This is a genomic window from Caulobacter sp. 602-2 (assembly GCF_011043625.1).
In the GTDB taxonomy this organism is placed as follows: domain Bacteria; phylum Pseudomonadota; class Alphaproteobacteria; order Caulobacterales; family Caulobacteraceae; genus Caulobacter.
Genome location: NZ_JAAKGT010000002.1, coordinates 255,447 through 270,381 on the forward strand (window position 1 = coordinate 255,447; position 14,935 = coordinate 270,381).

15 protein-coding genes, 1 tRNA gene and 1 pseudogene are annotated in these 14,935 nt (G+C 69.6%); 8 read left to right on the forward strand and 9 right to left on the reverse strand.

Annotated elements, in window-relative coordinates:
* Nucleotides 1-77: 77 nt before the first annotated feature.
* The 5 genes from G5B46_RS05700 (at nucleotide 78) to G5B46_RS05720 (ending at nucleotide 3,485) form a co-directional block, all read left to right on the forward strand.
* A complete protein-coding gene (locus tag G5B46_RS05700; protein WP_058347215.1) occupies nucleotides 78-212 on the forward strand; it encodes an entericidin A/B family lipoprotein in 135 nt (44 codons plus the stop codon).
* A 297-nt stretch (nucleotides 213-509) separates the two neighbouring features.
* Nucleotides 510-902 (forward strand): DUF983 domain-containing protein, encoded by a 393-nt coding sequence (locus G5B46_RS05705; protein ID WP_165256907.1) that lies wholly within the window; start codon nucleotides 510-512, stop codon nucleotides 900-902.
* A gap of 101 nt (nucleotides 903-1,003) precedes the next feature.
* Nucleotides 1,004-1,159 (forward strand): DUF3309 family protein, encoded by a 156-nt coding sequence (locus G5B46_RS05710; RefSeq protein WP_058347217.1) that lies wholly within the window; start codon nucleotides 1,004-1,006, stop codon nucleotides 1,157-1,159.
* Between the two features lie 74 nt (nucleotides 1,160-1,233).
* On the forward strand, nucleotides 1,234-2,676 hold the full coding sequence (locus tag G5B46_RS05715; protein ID WP_165256909.1) for an MFS transporter: 1,443 nt from the start codon (nucleotides 1,234-1,236) through the stop codon (nucleotides 2,674-2,676).
* Nucleotides 2,677-2,735: 59 nt separating this feature from the next.
* Entirely contained in the window at nucleotides 2,736-3,485 is a 750-nt protein-coding gene (locus tag G5B46_RS05720) for a DUF599 family protein (RefSeq protein WP_165256911.1), read from the forward strand.
* Nucleotides 3,486-3,607: 122 nt separating this feature from the next.
* On the opposite strand, the gene G5B46_RS05725 is transcribed toward G5B46_RS05720, so the two are convergent.
* Both G5B46_RS05725 and msrA read right to left on the reverse strand, forming a co-directional pair.
* Nucleotides 3,608-3,955: an MmcQ/YjbR family DNA-binding protein gene (locus G5B46_RS05725; protein WP_165256913.1), complete on the reverse strand. Its 348-nt coding sequence runs from the start codon at nucleotides 3,953-3,955 to the stop codon at nucleotides 3,608-3,610.
* Complete coding sequence (gene msrA, locus G5B46_RS05730; RefSeq protein ID WP_165256915.1) at nucleotides 3,955-4,605, reverse strand: peptide-methionine (S)-S-oxide reductase MsrA; 651 nt, start codon at nucleotides 4,603-4,605, stop codon at nucleotides 3,955-3,957. Before msrA ends, G5B46_RS05725 begins: the two co-directional genes overlap by 1 nt.
* Before the next feature lie 157 nt (nucleotides 4,606-4,762).
* Between msrA and G5B46_RS05735 the strand changes: the two genes are divergently transcribed.
* A tRNA-Ser gene (locus G5B46_RS05735) sits at nucleotides 4,763-4,852 on the forward strand.
* A 73-nt stretch (nucleotides 4,853-4,925) separates the two neighbouring features.
* The gene (locus G5B46_RS05740; RefSeq protein WP_165256917.1) at nucleotides 4,926-5,456 is read left to right on the forward strand and encodes a nucleoside 2-deoxyribosyltransferase domain-containing protein; all 531 of its coding nucleotides are present in this window, start codon (nucleotides 4,926-4,928) and stop codon (nucleotides 5,454-5,456) included.
* Nucleotides 5,457-5,583: 127 nt separating this feature from the next.
* On the opposite strand, the gene G5B46_RS05745 is transcribed toward G5B46_RS05740, so the two are convergent.
* The 3 genes and pseudogenes from G5B46_RS05745 to G5B46_RS05750 all read right to left on the reverse strand — a co-directional run bounded on the left by G5B46_RS05745 (nucleotide 5,584) and on the right by G5B46_RS05750 (nucleotide 7,923).
* Nucleotides 5,584-7,164, reverse strand: coding sequence for an ABC-F family ATP-binding cassette domain-containing protein (locus G5B46_RS05745; protein WP_165256919.1), 1,581 nt, complete (start codon nucleotides 7,162-7,164; stop codon nucleotides 5,584-5,586).
* 7 nt (nucleotides 7,165-7,171) lie between these two features.
* Nucleotides 7,172-7,234: pseudogene (locus tag G5B46_RS24280) on the reverse strand (hypothetical protein); the annotation flags it as partial.
* Between the two features lie 53 nt (nucleotides 7,235-7,287).
* Entirely contained in the window at nucleotides 7,288-7,923 is a 636-nt protein-coding gene (locus tag G5B46_RS05750) for a hypothetical protein (protein WP_165256921.1), read from the reverse strand.
* A gap of 294 nt (nucleotides 7,924-8,217) precedes the next feature.
* On the opposite strand from G5B46_RS05750, the gene uvrA reads away from it, so the two are divergent.
* The gene (gene uvrA / locus G5B46_RS05755) at nucleotides 8,218-11,127 is read left to right on the forward strand and encodes an excinuclease ABC subunit UvrA (protein WP_165256923.1); all 2,910 of its coding nucleotides are present in this window, start codon (nucleotides 8,218-8,220) and stop codon (nucleotides 11,125-11,127) included.
* Nucleotides 11,128-11,205: 78 nt separating this feature from the next.
* On the opposite strand, the gene G5B46_RS05760 is transcribed toward uvrA, so the two are convergent.
* The 4 genes from G5B46_RS05760 to G5B46_RS05775 form a co-directional block, all read right to left on the reverse strand.
* The gene (locus tag G5B46_RS05760) at nucleotides 11,206-12,126 is read right to left on the reverse strand and encodes a hypothetical protein (protein ID WP_165256925.1); all 921 of its coding nucleotides are present in this window, start codon (nucleotides 12,124-12,126) and stop codon (nucleotides 11,206-11,208) included.
* A gap of 70 nt (nucleotides 12,127-12,196) precedes the next feature.
* Complete coding sequence (locus tag G5B46_RS05765; RefSeq protein ID WP_205691505.1) at nucleotides 12,197-13,063, reverse strand: hypothetical protein; 867 nt, start codon at nucleotides 13,061-13,063, stop codon at nucleotides 12,197-12,199.
* Nucleotides 13,064-13,065: 2 nt separating this feature from the next.
* Nucleotides 13,066-13,845 (reverse strand): hypothetical protein, encoded by a 780-nt coding sequence (locus tag G5B46_RS05770; protein ID WP_165256927.1) that lies wholly within the window; start codon nucleotides 13,843-13,845, stop codon nucleotides 13,066-13,068.
* A 115-nt stretch (nucleotides 13,846-13,960) separates the two neighbouring features.
* Complete coding sequence (locus G5B46_RS05775; protein WP_165256929.1) at nucleotides 13,961-14,911, reverse strand: hypothetical protein; 951 nt, start codon at nucleotides 14,909-14,911, stop codon at nucleotides 13,961-13,963.
* Nucleotides 14,912-14,935 lie beyond the last annotated feature (24 nt).

The window sequence follows — 14,935 nt, forward strand, 5'->3', positions numbered from 1 at the left end:
ATTTGGTCGAGAACTCGACCTTGAAGCGGCGCGCGGGGCGGCTAAGCTCCGCGCGCCTTTTTATTTCGGGAACGCCCATGCGCAAGATCATCGTCCTCGCCGCCGCCGCGGCCGCCCTGCTGGTCTCGGCCTGCAACACCATCGAAGGCATGGGCCGCGACGTCTCGGCCGCCGGCCGCGCGGTCGCCGACACCGCTCGCGACGCCAAGTAGGTCCCTGTCGGCGCCGGCGCGCCCGGCCGTCAGGCAAGCGCGCCGCCCGCCCCATCCTGGCCGCAATGCTGCGCCAGACTTGCCATCGTCGCGGCAAGTAAAGTCGCATGACGACGTTCGACGTAGAAAGCTTAACCGGAAGCCGCCAACCATTAACCTTGCCGGCAAGTTCATTCGCGCGCGACGATCGCGCAGGATGAATTCTTTCGGCATTCGCCCTTATCCGGGCTGAATATCTGCTTCCAAAGCGCACATGCGACCGAAAGCGCCATTTGCGCGAAGCGTCGCCGGAGCCATATGGACGCCATGAACGAGCGACCCGTACCCAGCGTCCTGACCGGCATGAAGAGAGGCGTCCGCCATCGCTGCCCCAACTGCGGCGAGGGCAAGCTCTATTCGCGCTACCTGAAGGTCGAGTTCGACTGCGAGGCCTGCGGCCATCACCTGGCCGCCTACCCCGCCGACGACGGCCCCGCCTACTTCACGATCCTGATCGTCGGCCACCTGTTCGTGGCCCCGCTGCTGCTGTTTCCGTTCATCTGGCAGGCCTCGCCGTGGCTGGTCGCGCCGCTGACCATCCTGCCGCTGGCGGCCCTGACCCTGATGCTGCTGCCGCGCGTCAAGGGCGCGGTGATCGGCGCCCTGTGGGCCAACGGCCTGCGCAAGGCCGAGGACGCCCCCGGCGGCTGAGCCGAACAAGCGACGGCGGAACCGTCGCCGCACAGGCCGCATTCCCTCCCCGAAGTCCAGGCGCGCCGAACGCGGTTCGCCGGTGAACATGGGAGACCCGAATGCTCGGCACGATCCTCATCATCATCCTGATCCTGGCGCTGATCGGCGCCCTGCCCACCTGGGGCCACAGCCGTTCGTGGGGCTACTTCCCCAGCGGGGGCCTGGGCCTGGTGCTGGTGATCATCATCATCCTGGTGCTCATCGGCAGGATCTGACGCCCCTCTTGGAGCGCGGCGGCGAACGCGCATAAGGTCTTTCCAACGGCCCAGGGCCGACGAGGGGAGCCCGCATGACCGACGCCGCCGCGCCGCAGCCCGCCGCCGTTTCCCTGACCCCGGCCCAGCGCGCCCGGGCCATACTCGGCGGCTCGGCCGGCAACCTCGTCGAATGGTACGACTGGTTCGCCTACGCCGCCTTCACCCTCTATTTCGCGCCGCACTTCTTCCCCAAGGGCGACCAGACCGTACAGCTGCTGCAGGCGGCCGCGGTGTTCTTTCTGGGGTTCGTGGCCCGCCCGGTCGGCGCCTGGCTGATGGGCCACTACGCCGACCGCTCGGGACGCCGGGCAGCCCTTTCCGTCTCGGTGTCGCTGATGTGCGCAGGGGCGCTGATCATCGCCCTGACCCCCGACTACAAGACCATCGGCCTGTTCGCGCCGGCCGTGCTGCTGATCGCCCGCGTACTGCAGGGCCTGTCGGTGGGCGGCGAGTACGGCGCCAGCGCCACCTATATGAGCGAGATGGCGGGCAAGAGCCGTCGCGGCTTCTGGTCCAGCTTCCACTACGTGACCCTGATCGCCGGCCAGCTGATCGCGCTGGGCGTGCTGATCATCCTCCAGCGCCTGCTGCACAAGGACGACCTGGCCGCCTGGGGCTGGCGCATCCCGTTCGTGATCGGCGCCCTGCTGGCCGTGGTGGTGTTCTGGATCCGCCGAGGCCTGGACGAGAGCGCCTCGTTCAAGGCCGCCGACAAGCCGGCCGAGGGCATCGGCAAGCGCCAGCGCAACCTCGCCAGCCTGTTCTTCGCGCTGACCCTGGCGGCCGGCGGCTGGGCGCTGGCCCGGCCGGGCCTTATGCCCCAGGTGCTGGCCGGCGCCTTCCTGGTCGCGTTCTTCGCCACGCTGATCGCGCCGCTGCTGCGCCGCCACCCGCGCGAGACCCTGATGATCATGGGCCTGACCGCCGGCGGCTCGCTGACCTTCTACGTCTACACCACCTACATGCAGAAGTTCCTGGTCAACACGGCCGGGTTCGAGAAGGCCGCGGCCTCCGAGATCAGCGCGATCAGCATGATCGTCTTCATGCTGATGCAGCCGCTCGCCGGCTGGCTGTCGGACAAGGTCGGCCGCAAGCCGCTGCTGATCGCCGCCTACGCCGGCGGCGCCCTGACCATCTGGCCGATCATGAGCGGCATCGCGGCCACCGACTCCATCGGCGTCGCCCTGGCCCTGATCATCGTCGGCATGACCTTCCAGTCGGGCTACACCTCGATCAGCGCCGTGGTGAAGGCCGAGCTGTTCCCCGCCCACGTCCGCGCCCTGGGCGTGGCCCTGCCCTACGCGGTGGCCAACGTGCTGTTCGGCGGCACCGCCGAGATGGTCGGCCTGGCCTTCAAGCACGGCGGGATCGAGAGCGGCTTCTACCTCTATGTCGCCGCGATCATGACCGTGGGCCTCGTCGTCTCGGTCCTGTTGCGTGACACCGCAAGACATAGCCTGATCGCCGAGGATTGACCGGCGCGCCCCGCCCGATATCCCCTGTCGTCGACTCCCGTTCCTTCGCAGCGTCCACCATGCCGATTCTCGACATCCTGGCCCTCGGGCTCTTCGTCTTCGCCTGGCTGTTCTACGAGCCGCTGCTCCGGCGCCTGGGCCAGGGCAAGAACCTGATCAACACCGACATGACGGTGATCCGCCGCCGGTGGATGACCGAGATGGCGGTGCGCGAGGTCGCCCTGCTGGACGGCCAGCTCTTGGGCCACGCCATCAACTCGGCCAGCTTCTTCGCCTCGTCGAACCTGATCCTGATCGCCGCCGCCGCCGGGGTGCTGTTTGGCGGCGACACCGCGCTGAAGAGCGTCGAGGGTCTGCAGGTGCTGGAAAAGACCGCGCCCTGGATGTTCCAGGTCAAGCTGGGCCTCGTTTTGCTGACCCTGGCCCGCGGGCTGCTCGACTTCATCTGGGCCCTGCGCCAGATGAACTACTGCCTGGCCGCCATCGGCGCGACGCCCGTCTGGTCGCCGCCGGCCGTGCTGGCCGAGTACGCCGAGGCCGCGGGCGGCATCCTCAACCCGGCCCTGTCGGCCTTCAACGCAGGCGTTCGCGGCTACTACTTCGCCCTGGCGGCGGCGGCCTGGCTGCTGGGCCCCTATGCCTTCCTGGCGGCCAGCCTCGGCGCCCTGGTCCTGCTGGTCTGGCGCCAGCGCCGCAGCCGCGCCTCGGTGGCCGTGCGCAAGGTCCGCCAGATCCTCGAACGCCAGCCGGTGGTGCACGGCCCGCACATGCGGAATGGAGCGCAGGAACCGCCGGAGGATCGGATTTAGTCCGGGGAAAGCCCCCTCCGGCCCTCCGGGCCACCTCCCCCGGAGGGGGAGGATCTATCGCTGCAGATGCTCCCCCTCTGGGGGAGCTGTCGCGACGCGACTGAGGGGGTCGCCGCAGGCGGCTAGAGCCCCAGCTGCGCCTTGACCTTCTTCGTCAGCTTGGCCGCGACCAGCGCATGCGCCGTCTTCAGCCAGTCGGCGACTTCGGCGTCGTCGAACGCGGCCAGATCGCCCAGCTTCACCCACTTGGCCCGCGCCAGGTACGGGGCGGGGATCGCCCGCCCCGTCTCGGTCAGCACCTCGAAGGCGACGTCCGAGACCTTGAACGACACCCCGCCCTGGGCCGCGCCCGGTCCCATGACGGCGAACATCTTGTCGCCGACCTTGTAGACCTGGTCGTCGCCCCACTGGACGGTCATGGTCGCCGCGGGCAGCGCCATGGCGGCGGCGTGAAAGGCCTCGGGGCTCATCAGGCCTCGACGCCCACGCCGATCGGGCAGGTCACGCCGGTGCCGCCGATGCCGCAATAGCCGCCCGGGTTCTTGGCCAGGTACTGCTGGTGGTAGTCCTCGGCGAAGTAGAACGGACCAGCCACCGAGATCTCGGTGGTGATCTCGCCCAGGCCCTTGGCCGACAGGGCGACCTGGTAGGCTTCCTTCGAGGCGGCCGCAGCGGCGGCCTGGGCGTCGTTGGTGGCGTAAATGCCCGAACGATACTGGGTGCCGATGTCGTTGCCCTGGCGCATGCCCTGGGTCGGGTCGTGGTTTTCCCAGAACACCTTCAGCAGGGCCTCGTAGGTGACGACCTTGGGGTCGAACACCACCAGCACCACCTCGGTGTGGCCGGTGCGGCCCGAGCAGACTTCTTCATAGGTCGGGTTGGGGGTGATGCCCGCGGCGTAGCCGGCGGCGGTGACCAGCACGCCCGGCACCTTCCAGAACACGCGCTCGACGCCCCAGAAGCAGCCCATGGCGAACACGGCCGTCTCCAGGCCGTCGGCATAGGGACCCTTCAGCTGGGCGCCGTTGACGAAGTGGGTCTGGGCGGTCGGGATCGCCGCCTCACGCCCAGGCAGGGCGGTGTCGACGGTCGGCATCTCGAGGCTTTTCTTGAACAGCATGGCGGGGCCTTTCAGAGGCGGGAGTTCCTTGCCCGCCGATATAAGTCGTCGCAGGTCCGTTTTCATCCCGTAACGGCGCTTGCTACGAGTCGCTGCCTGAGTATATTGCGCCCCTTCCCGCGCCGGGGGTCTCAACCGCCCCCGACCCGAGTGCGCTGGTGAGGTGGCCGAGTGGTTGAAGGCGCACGCCTGGAACGCGTGTATAGGGGAAACTCTATCGAGGGTTCGAATCCCTCTCTCACCGCCACGCCCTTCTCTTCGAAATCGCTGTTTCGTCGAGTTTCGTGGCCGCCGTCGCGCGCCCGGCGTAGAACCCCGGCATGATCCGCGCCGCTCTTCTCACCGCCGCCATCGCCCTGTCCACCGCGACCACGGCCCTGGCCGCCCCGACCGTCGTCACCTCGCCCGAGCCCCTGCCGGCCGCGCACGCCAAGCCGCGCGTGTTCCTGGGCGGCAGCATCGACATGGGCAAGGCGGTCGACTGGCAGGCCCAGGTGATCGACGCCTTGGCCGACCAGGACGTGGTGATCCTCAATCCGCGCCGGCCCGACTGGAACCCGGCCTGGAAGCCGGTCGCGCAGGAGCCCGAGTTCCGACGCCAGGTCGAGTGGGAACTGGCCGCCCTGGAGAGCGCCGACGTCATCGTGCTGTACCTGACGCCCGGCTCGCAGGCGCCGATCAGCCTGCTGGAAATGGGCCTGCACGCGCGGAGCGGGAAGCTGGTGGTGCTGTGCCCCGAAGGCTTCTGGCGCAAGGGCAATGTCGACATCACCGGCGAGAAGTACGGGGTCAAGCAGGTCGAGAGCCTGGACGCCCTGATCGCCGAGGTGAAGGCGCGGGTTAAGCGGTAAGCGCCTACGGCGCTCCCCCTCAGTCGCACCGCGACAGCTCCCCCAGAAGGGGAGCATCTGGGCGCTGAAAATCCTCCCCCTCTGGGGGAGGTGGCCCGGAGGGCCGGAGGGGGCCGCCGTCAGGCGGCTACAGCCCCACCACCCGCTCCACCCCGATCCCGGCCAGGAAATCCTCGTCGTGACTGACGACCAGCAGCGCGCCGTCGTAGCCGGCCAGCGCCGCTTCGACGGCCGCGACCGAGTCGAGGTCAAGGTGGTTGGTCGGCTCGTCCAGGATCAAGAGCTGCGGCGGGGTCGGGCCCGCCAGCACGCAGGCCAGGGCCGCGCGCAGGCGCTCGCCGCCGCTCAAGGACCCCGCCAGACGGTCGGCGGCGCTGTTGCGGAAGAGAAAGCGGGCGAGCGCGGCCTGGGCGGCGTTGCGGTCGGCGCTGGGATGCAGGCGCCGGAAGGCCGAAAGCAGCGTCTCGTCGTCGCGCAGGATCGCCAGCGACTGGTCGAGCATCACCGCCGGAACCGCGCGCGTCACCGCGCCCGCCGTCGGCGCCAGCACGCCGGCCGCCAGGTTCAGCAGGGTCGACTTGCCCGCGCCGTTGGCTCCCCTGACGGCCACCCGCTCGGGACCGGCCAGCCGCAGGTTCACGCCCGCCAGCACCGGCGGCCGGCCCGGCCAGCCGAAACCGACCTCGTCCATGGCCAGCACCAGCCTGCCCGCCGGCAGGCCGGTCGGCGGCAGGTCGAAGCCCAGGTTCCGCGCCCTCTCGACGCGGGCCTGCGCGGTCTCCACCGCCTCGCGGGCGCCGGCCTGCAGCCGCTCGGCCAGGCGGCGCTCCTTGCCGCCGGTGTTCTCGGCCCGCTCGGCTCGAGCGCCCAGCAAGATCTTGGGCTCGCTGCCCCTGGCGGCGAAGCGCTTGCCGGCCGCGTCGCGGCGGGCCTTGCGCTCCAGGGCGGCCTGGGCGTCGCGGGCGGCGCGGCGCTCGTCCCGCTCGGCGCTCTCCAGCGCCCGGCCCGCGGCCTCGACCTCGGCGGCCTTGCGCTCGGCATAGAGGTCGTAGCCCCCGCCATAGCTGGCCGCGCCCAGGCTGGAGATCTCGACGATGCGATCCATGCCGCGCAGCAGGGTCCGGTCGTGGCTGGCGACGATCGCCCCGCCCTTCCAGCGCGCCAGCACCTGTCCCACAAGGTCGCGGGCCTGCGCATCCAGGTGGTTGGTCGGCTCGTCCAGCAGGATCAGGTCGGGCGCGGCCAGCAGCAGGGCCGCCAGGCCCGCGCGGGTCTGCTGGCCGCCGCTGAGCGCCGCCGCCGGACGGTCGGGGTCGAGGCCCGACAATCCGACCTCCGCCAGCGCCTCGTCCAGCCGCGACGGCAGGGTCCAGTCGGCCTCGGCGAAGTCGGCGTCGTCGCCCTGCCCCGCCTCGATGCGCGACAGGCGCCGCCAGGCTTCGCCCACGCCCAGGCGGTCGGCGAGGATCGCCCCCTCGGGCAGGTCAGGCGTCTGGTCGAGCACGCCGACCGTCCCCGTGCGGGCGACGGTTCCGGCCAGGGGCGGACGCAGGCCGGCGATCAGCGCCAGCAGGGTCGACTTGCCCGCGCCGTTGCGACCGACGAGGCCGACGCGCTCGGCGCCGACCGACAGGTTCAGGTTTTCGAAGAGGACGCGGCCGTCAGGCGCGGCGGCGGAAACGGAGTCCAAGGTGATGAAGGCGGGCATCGGAAACCACGAGCAGGGAAACGGGAAGGACGAAGCGGTCTTCCGTCTGGCTGATCATGGCGGCCTCCATCAGGGGTGGAGCAGCGAATGTAGAGGTTGAGACGCCGCTGGGCAAGCGGCGCCTCAGCACCCGCCGTCGCGCAGGCGCGGCGGATCGGCGACGCCGCCGAAGCCGAGCACCGAGGCGGATTTCGATCCAGGGGTGATCGAACCCCGATAGCCGCGGCAGCGCTCCTGCTGGCGGGCCTGGGCGTCGAAGCGCGAAGGCGGGCGCGGACCGCGGCGGCCCGAAGGCCCCAGTTCCGTCGGCGGCGCCTTGTCGGCGAAGCCGCCCCAGCACTTGTCCTTTTCCTCGTCGGTCATGTGCTCGCTGCTCAGGCCCTGGCAGGCGCGGTGATAGCGGCCCCAGCGAAAGTTGGAGTTGCCCTCGATCAGCTTCCAGCGGTCGAGGGCCTTGGGGTCGACCTGCCACGCCGGATCGATCTGCGGATTGGCGGGGCCGCCGGCCAAGGCAGCCTCGCCTTCGCCAGGCGCCGCGACCGCGCCGGGCGGCGCGGAGGGCCGCGAAGACGCCTCCCGCGAGCGGGCGGAGGGCGCGGCCCTGGCCGTGGCGCGTTTCTCGGCGGGACGCGGCTCGTCCTCCAGCCTGTCGATCTCGAACAGCATAGGCGGAACCTCGGACGGCGGCGCCGAGCGCTCGACCAGCGACAGCAGGCCGATCAGCAGCAGGTTGGCGGCGACGCCCGCCGGAACCGCCACGACCCATCGGCCGACCCCCTTTCGCCCCCGCCCCATCGCCCCACCACCGAAGATTGCCCGACGGCGAATGCTCACGCTTCGATGGCGTCCGAAATTCGACCGCGCGGCGCCCGTTTTGGACCCTTGCGCGGGGCGTCTGCTGACATCTGGTGTCAGCAGGATTGGCAGCAGGATGGCTGCGGCATTTGTTCGCATCTTGTTCTTGTGTTAATGCCGCGCCAGAACCCTACATATAGCCGCTGCGCCGCGCTCCCCACGCGGCTCCCAATCCGACCTTCGAGCGTTCCGGACACCATGGCCGAGCAACTGAACTTCATCCGCGTCCGCGGCGCCCGCGAGCACAATCTCAAGGACGTCAGCGTCGACATTCCGCGCGGCGAGCTGGTCGTGCTGACCGGCCTGTCGGGCTCGGGCAAGAGCTCGCTGGCCTTCGACACCATCTACGCCGAAGGGCAGCGCCGCTATGTCGAGAGCCTGTCGGCCTATGCCCGCCAGTTCCTGGAACTGATGAGCAAGCCGGACGTCGACCTGATCGAAGGCCTGTCGCCGGCCATCTCGATCGAGCAGAAGACGACGTCCAGGAACCCGCGCTCGACCGTCGGCACGGTGACCGAGATCCACGACTACATGCGCCTGCTGTGGGCGCGGGTGGGCGTGCCCTACTCGCCGGCCACCGGCCTGCCGATCGAAAGCCAGACCATCAGCCAGATGGTCGACAAGATCACCGTCCTGCCCGAAGGCACCCGCCTCTATCTGCTGGCCCCCGTCGTTCGCGACCGCAAGGGCGAGTACAAGAAGGAGATCGCCGAGTGGCAGAAGGCCGGCTTCCAGCGGCTGAAGATCGACGGCGAGTACTATCCGATCGAGGACGCCCCGGCCCTCGACAAGAAGTTCAAGCACGACATCGACGTGGTCGTGGACCGCGTGGTGACCAAGGCCGGCATGGAGCAGCGCCTGGCTGACAGCCTGGAACAGGCCCTGCGCCTGGCCGACGGCCTGGCCGTGGCCGAATGGGCCACCATCGAGGAAGGCGAGAAGGAGCCCAAGCGCCTCCTGTTCTCCGAACGCTTCGCCTGCCCGGTCAGCGGCTTCACCATCGCCGAGATCGAGCCGCGCCTGTTCTCGTTCAACAACCCGGCGGGCGCCTGCCCCACCTGCGACGGCCTGGGCGCGAAGCTCGCCTTCGACGCCGACCTGATCATCCCGGACAAGGACAAGAGCCTGCACAAGGGCGCGGTCGCCCCGTGGGCCAAGGGTCCCTCGCCGCTCTACACCCAGACCCTGCAGGCCCTGGCGCGCCACTACGGCTTCTCGATGGACGAGCCCTGGTACAAGCTGCCGGAAAAGGCCCGCACCGTGGTGCTGAACGGCTCCAAGGGCGAGAAGATCAAGTTCACCTACGACGACAACGCCCGCAAGTACGAGGTCGACAAGCCCTTCGAGGGCGTGCTGCCGAACCTTGAGCGCCGCTGGCGCGAGACGGACAGCTCGTGGGTGCGTGAAGAACTGGGCCGCTATCAGTCCGACACCCCGTGCGAGGCCTGCGGCGGCAAGCGCCTGAAGCCCGAGGCCCTGGCCGTGAAGGTGCACGGCCTCGACATCGCCGCCGTCTCGAACCTGGCCATCCGCCCGGCCCGCGACTGGTTCAGCGCCCTGGAGGGCCACCTCAGCGACAAGCAGCTGGAGATCGCCCGGCGGATCCTGAAGGAGATCAACGACCGCCTGCGGTTCCTGGTCGACGTCGGCCTCGACTACCTGAACCTGTCGCGCGGCTCGGGCACCCTGTCGGGCGGCGAAAGCCAGCGCATCCGCCTGGCCAGCCAGATCGGCAGCGGCCTGACGGGCGTTCTCTACGTGCTCGACGAGCCGTCGATCGGCCTGCACCAGCGCGACAACACTCGGCTGCTGCAATCCCTGCAGGGCCTGCGCGACCTGGGCAACTCGGTGCTCGTCGTCGAGCACGACGAGGAGGCCATCCTCACCGCTGACTACGTGATCGACATGGGTCCGGCCGCCGGCGTCCATGGCGGCGAGATCGTCGCCCAGGGCACGCCCGACCAGATCATGGCCAACCCGGCCAGCGTCACCGGCCAGTACCTGACCGGCGAGCGCGAGATCGCCGTCCCCGAAGAGCGTCGCCCGATCAACAAGAAGAAGACGCTCAAGGTCATCGGCGCCAAGGGCAACAATCTGAAGGACGTCACGGGCGAAATCCCCGTCGGCACCTTCACCTGCATCACCGGCGTCTCCGGCGGCGGCAAGTCGACCTTCACGATCGAGACCCTCTACAAGGCCGCCGCGCGCCGCCTGAACAACGCTTCGGACGCCCCGGCCGCGCACGAGCGGATCGAGGGCCTGGAGAACTTCGACAAGGTCATCGACATCGACCAGTCGCCGATCGGCCGCACCCCGCGCTCGAACCCGGCCACCTATACCGGCGCCTTCGGCCCGATCCGCGACTGGTTCGCCCAGCTGCCGGAAAGCAAGGCGCGCGGCTACGGCCCGGGACGCTTCTCGTTCAACGTCAAGGGCGGCCGCTGCGAGGCCTGCCAGGGCGACGGCGTCATCAAGATCGAGATGCACTTCCTGCCCGACGTCTACGTCACCTGCGATATCTGCAAGGGCAAGCGCTACAACCGCGAAACCCTGGACGTGCTGTTCAAGGGCAAGACCATCGCCGACGTGCTGGACATGACGGTGGAAGAGGCCGCCGACTTCTTCAAGGCCGTGCCGCCGATCCGCGACAAGATGGAGACGCTGAAGCGCGTGGGGCTCAGCTACATCAAGGTGGGCCAGCAGGCGACGACGCTGTCGGGCGGCGAGGCCCAGCGGGTGAAGCTGTCCAAGGAGCTTTCCAAGCGCGCCACCGGCCGCACGCTCTACATCCTCGACGAGCCGACCACGGGCCTGCACTTCGAGGACACCAAGAAGCTGCTGGAGGTGCTGCACGAGCTGGTCGACCAGGGCAACACCGTGGTCGTCATCGAGCATAACCTCGACGTGGTGAAGACCGCCGACTGGCTGCTGGACTTCGGTCCCGAGGGCGGCGACGGCGGCGGCCAGATCGTCGCCGTGGGCTCGCCCCAGGACGTGGCCAAGGTCGAGGCCAGCTGGACCGGCAAGTACCTCAAGGAACTGCTGGCCAAGCACGAGGAGCGCCGGCAGGCCCGTGTCGCCGACCTGAAAAAGTCCAAGCGGGCCTGATCAGGGCCTAGCCCCGAAACGAGAAAGGCCGGCGGATCGCTCCGCCGGCCTCTTTTGTTGCGCCCTGCGCGTCGCCGGTCAGGCGAAGTAGTCGCTCTCGGTCGCCGGGTCGGCGCCGATCTCGCGATAGATCATCGCCGAGGGCGTGTAGATGGTCACGCTGGTCAGCACCGCGATCAGGCCGCCGACGGCCAGGCTGAGGATGCCCGTGGGCGTCATCAGGCTTTCCAGCGACGTGGACTGCGACTGCATCAGCGCGCCCAGGGTGTCCATGTTGAAGCCGCTCAGGGCGCCGCCCAGCAGGGTGACGATCAGGAACAGCAGCAGGTAGACGACGACGGCCAGGATGGTCGCCACCAGATAGGCGCCCAGCATCGGCCAGAAGCGGCCCTCGGTCAGGGCCATGGAGCCGAAGATGTCGATCTTGCCCTTGGCGAAGGTCAGGACGTTGGCCAGCGACAGGCGCACGGCGAAGTAGACCAGCGCGCCCAGGCCGACCGGAACCAGCAACAGGGCGACGAGACCGCCGGCCAGCGGCGACAGCGCGCTGACGATGCCGATGACCAGGGCCAGGACCAGGACGATGCCCAGGTAGCCGGCGAAGAACAGCAGGACCATCAGGATCGACACGCCGGCCTGGCGCAGTTCGTCCGCGCCGAAGCGCAGATAGGCCTGACGGCTGTCGGCTGGACGCAGCACAGCGCGATAGATCGCCGCCATCAGCACTGAATAGAAGGCGATGCTGTAGGTCATCGAGAACAGCATGGTCGGAACCAGCGACCCCATCATCGCCAGCGTCTGCGCGGGGTCGGACTGGCCGTTGGCCTGGCTGAGCTCGGTGAAAGCCTCCAGCTGCGGGCCGAACAGGCCGACCGTGATCAGCGCCACGACGATCGACACGACGGTCGAAATCAACACCCAGACCCCCACGGCCTTGGGGTGTTCGCGCACGAGACCGAAGCCGGAAATGGCCGCGTCCGTCGCCGAGAAGGTCTTCATCTTAGCCCCTTGCAAACCCTAGTGATCCCAGGGGTAACAAGCTTCGAAGACGAGGGACAGGTCCCGCCGCTCAAATATCGGGATGCAGCTGACGATAGGCCCGGGCCGGACCGGCGGTCAGGATCACGGTCTGGACGGTGATCATCAGCGGAAAGATCAGCAGGTTGACCAGGCCCAGCAGCAGCGCCAGGGCCTTGGCCCCGCCGCCCGCGACGCCGGCCAGGCCGATCAGGCCGGTCAGCAGGCCGCCGATCAGGGTCATCACCATGGTCGCGCCCAGCACCATCAGCAGGTTCAGGACGAACATGCCCAGCAGGCCCCAGAAGTGGCCGTGGGTCAGCACCCACGACTCGCGGACGTTGATGCGGCCTTCGGCGAAGGTCTGGGGCGACAGCAGCGACAGTCGCACGCCCACCCACATCGACAGGCCGATCACCGCCAGGCCGCCGAGGAAGGCGATCCAGGCCGACAGCCCGCGCGCGCCGGCGTTGGCCACCGTGGTGGTCAGCAGGGTCAGGGCGCCGCTGGGAATGGCGGTGACGAACAGGGCCGTCGCCCAGGCGATCAGGGCCACGACGAACAGCCGGACCTCGTCGGCGCCCAGGCGCAGATAGGCGCCCCGGCTCTGCTCGGGATGCATGACCGAGCGCAGGATCGCGCCCGCCAGGACCGCGCTGATCGCCGCCGCCAGCAGGATCAGCAGCGCCATCGCCCCGCCCAGGTGCGAGATCAGCTGCAGCACTTCGCGCGGATCGGCCGAGAACCGCATCTGGGCCAGGTCGCGCCGGACCTCGTTGCCGAAGGCGACGATGATCAGCAATCCCAGCAGGATCAGCGACACCCAGTAGAGCCCGCCCCAGATCAGCAGGGAGACGGGGTGGCGGCGCATGGTGCGCGGCCCTTCGAGGGCGGCGGCGACGGGCGACAAGACGATCATGATCAGGCTTCTGACGGCTGGGCGACGGCCAAGCTCGGAGCGTGTCTGTAGACGTGGACGCAGGCCGCCGTCCAGGCGGGAGCGACACAGAAATAATAGAGGCCGACGGCCGCGGCCTGCACCAGGAAGGCGACGCCGCCGTCGAAGGCCGCCTTGCCGCTGGCGGCGATCAGCACGCTGGGCAGATAGAAGACAAAGCCCAGCACCACCAGCAGGCCGGCCCGCCCCTTGGTCAGGTCGAAGGCGCTGAACACCCTAAGGCGGCCTTCGGCGATCGAGGCGGCCGGCGCGAGCGCCAGGCGCGCGGCCAGCCAGGCCAGGACCGCCAGGCTGGCCAGCGGGGCCAGGGCGGTGACGAAGGCGGCCAGCGGTCCCGACAGCGCCGCCCGCCAGGCCTCGGCCGAGGTGGCGTCGAAGCCGGGCGCGGCCGCGCGGGCGACACCCAGGGCCACGGCCCCAACCACCACCAGCAGCACGGTGATGACCACCAGGAACACCAGGCCCAGCAGCAGCTGGACGCCGGCCATCAGCGCCTCCTCGCGCCCCCAGCGCAGGCCGACCAGCCCGGCCGGACCATCGAAGGCCGCGCGATAGAGCGCGCCATAGGCCAGAGCCGCGGCGAGGAAGTCGGCGAGCAGGATCCAGGCTCCGCCCAGATAACGGCCGACCAGGCCGATCAGGCAGGCCACGGCCAGCGCCGCCCAGGTGCGCGACGTCAGGCGGCCCACGCCGTCGATGCCGGCCCGCGCCGTCGCGCCGATCGCGACCGATGCCTCGCCCATGTCGTTCCAGATCCCTCGAACAGCCGCCGGCATCCTAGCGCGCGCATCGCCATCAAACGACGAGTCGCGGCCCGGTCCGCGCGGATTTTGCCGCGCCGTGGCGGGAAGGCCGCTTTCAGGCCGCGGCTTCGACCTCGTCGCCGGCCTTCAACGCCCGGTAGACGCTGGCCAGGGGCGTCGCGCAGACCACCAGCACCACGGCCTGGGCGATCGCCGCCAGCGGCGCGATGACCACCGCGATCGGCCAGACCAGGGCCAGCACCTCCGCCGCCGTGCGCGCGCTCGGCAGCGTCTTGGCCAGCCCCGGACCGGCGAACGCCACCACGCCGATCACGATGGCCCCGATCACCAGTTGGGCGGCCAGCAGGGTCAGCCCGACAAGCAGCAGCATGCCCAGCAGCCGCAGGCTCTGGCCCTTGGTCAGCGCCCAGGATTCGAACAGCATGAAGCGCCGCTCGGCGAAGGTCATCGGCAGGGCCATCGACAACCGCAGCAACGCCCACAGCAGCGCCAGGACGCCGGCGATCACGCCCAGCACGCCCACCACCACGCCGACGACGGCGCCGGCTTCGTTGTCGCCGGCGATCGCCATCACCAGGAAGGCGATCAGGCCCAGGGCGATCCCCGGCAGCATGGCGGCGATCGCGGCGATGTTGCCGCCGAAGCTGAGGATCAGGCCCACCAGCATCATCCAGCCCTCGGCGGCGCCGACGCGCAGGAAGAAACCCCGCGCCTCGTCCGGGCGCAGCACCGTGCGGAAGGCGGCGGCCATGACGATGGTCGGCGCGACCACCTGCACGACCATCATGCCGATGTTCACCAGGCTGAGCCGGCTCTGCATCGCCATGATGCGCGCCATTGCTTCCTGGTCCGCCGCCTCGCCGCCCAGCGGCATGGTGCGCATCATTTCGGCGAACAGGTCGAAAACCGGCAGGCACAGCAGCACCGCGGGCAGAAAGAGCCCCAGCAGGATCACCGCGCCCCACACCACCACCGCCAGCGGCTTGCGCCCGACCAGCGCCCAGCCCGACACGGCCGCCGACGCCGCGGAAAACTTCTTCGCCACCCTGAAGACCCCCAGAAACCGGAT

Bases quoted from the DNA above. Each gene is read 5' to 3' on its own strand.
- G5B46_RS05765 (WP_205691505.1), bottom strand. From the start codon at position 13,063: ATGATCGTCTTGTCGCCCGTCGCCGCCGCCCTCGAAGGGCCGCGCACC.
- G5B46_RS05710 (WP_058347217.1), top strand. From the start codon at position 1,004: ATGCTCGGCACGATCCTCATCATCATCCTGATCCTGGCGCTGATCGGC.
- G5B46_RS05720 (WP_165256911.1), top strand. From the start codon at position 2,736: ATGCCGATTCTCGACATCCTGGCCCTCGGGCTCTTCGTCTTCGCCTGG.
- G5B46_RS05725 (WP_165256913.1), bottom strand. From the start codon at position 3,955: ATGAGCCCCGAGGCCTTTCACGCCGCCGCCATGGCGCTGCCCGCGGCG.
- G5B46_RS05715 (WP_165256909.1), top strand. From the start codon at position 1,234: ATGACCGACGCCGCCGCGCCGCAGCCCGCCGCCGTTTCCCTGACCCCG.
- msrA (WP_165256915.1), bottom strand. From the start codon at position 4,605: ATGCTGTTCAAGAAAAGCCTCGAGATGCCGACCGTCGACACCGCCCTG.
- G5B46_RS05700 (WP_058347215.1), top strand. From the start codon at position 78: ATGCGCAAGATCATCGTCCTCGCCGCCGCCGCGGCCGCCCTGCTGGTC.
- G5B46_RS05770 (WP_165256927.1), bottom strand. From the start codon at position 13,845: ATGGGCGAGGCATCGGTCGCGATCGGCGCGACGGCGCGGGCCGGCATC.
- G5B46_RS05745 (WP_165256919.1), bottom strand. From the start codon at position 7,164: ATGCCCGCCTTCATCACCTTGGACTCCGTTTCCGCCGCCGCGCCTGAC.
- uvrA (WP_165256923.1), top strand. From the start codon at position 8,218: ATGGCCGAGCAACTGAACTTCATCCGCGTCCGCGGCGCCCGCGAGCAC.
- G5B46_RS05740 (WP_165256917.1), top strand. From the start codon at position 4,926: ATGATCCGCGCCGCTCTTCTCACCGCCGCCATCGCCCTGTCCACCGCG.
- G5B46_RS05705 (WP_165256907.1), top strand. From the start codon at position 510: ATGGACGCCATGAACGAGCGACCCGTACCCAGCGTCCTGACCGGCATG.
- G5B46_RS05760 (WP_165256925.1), bottom strand. From the start codon at position 12,126: ATGAAGACCTTCTCGGCGACGGACGCGGCCATTTCCGGCTTCGGTCTC.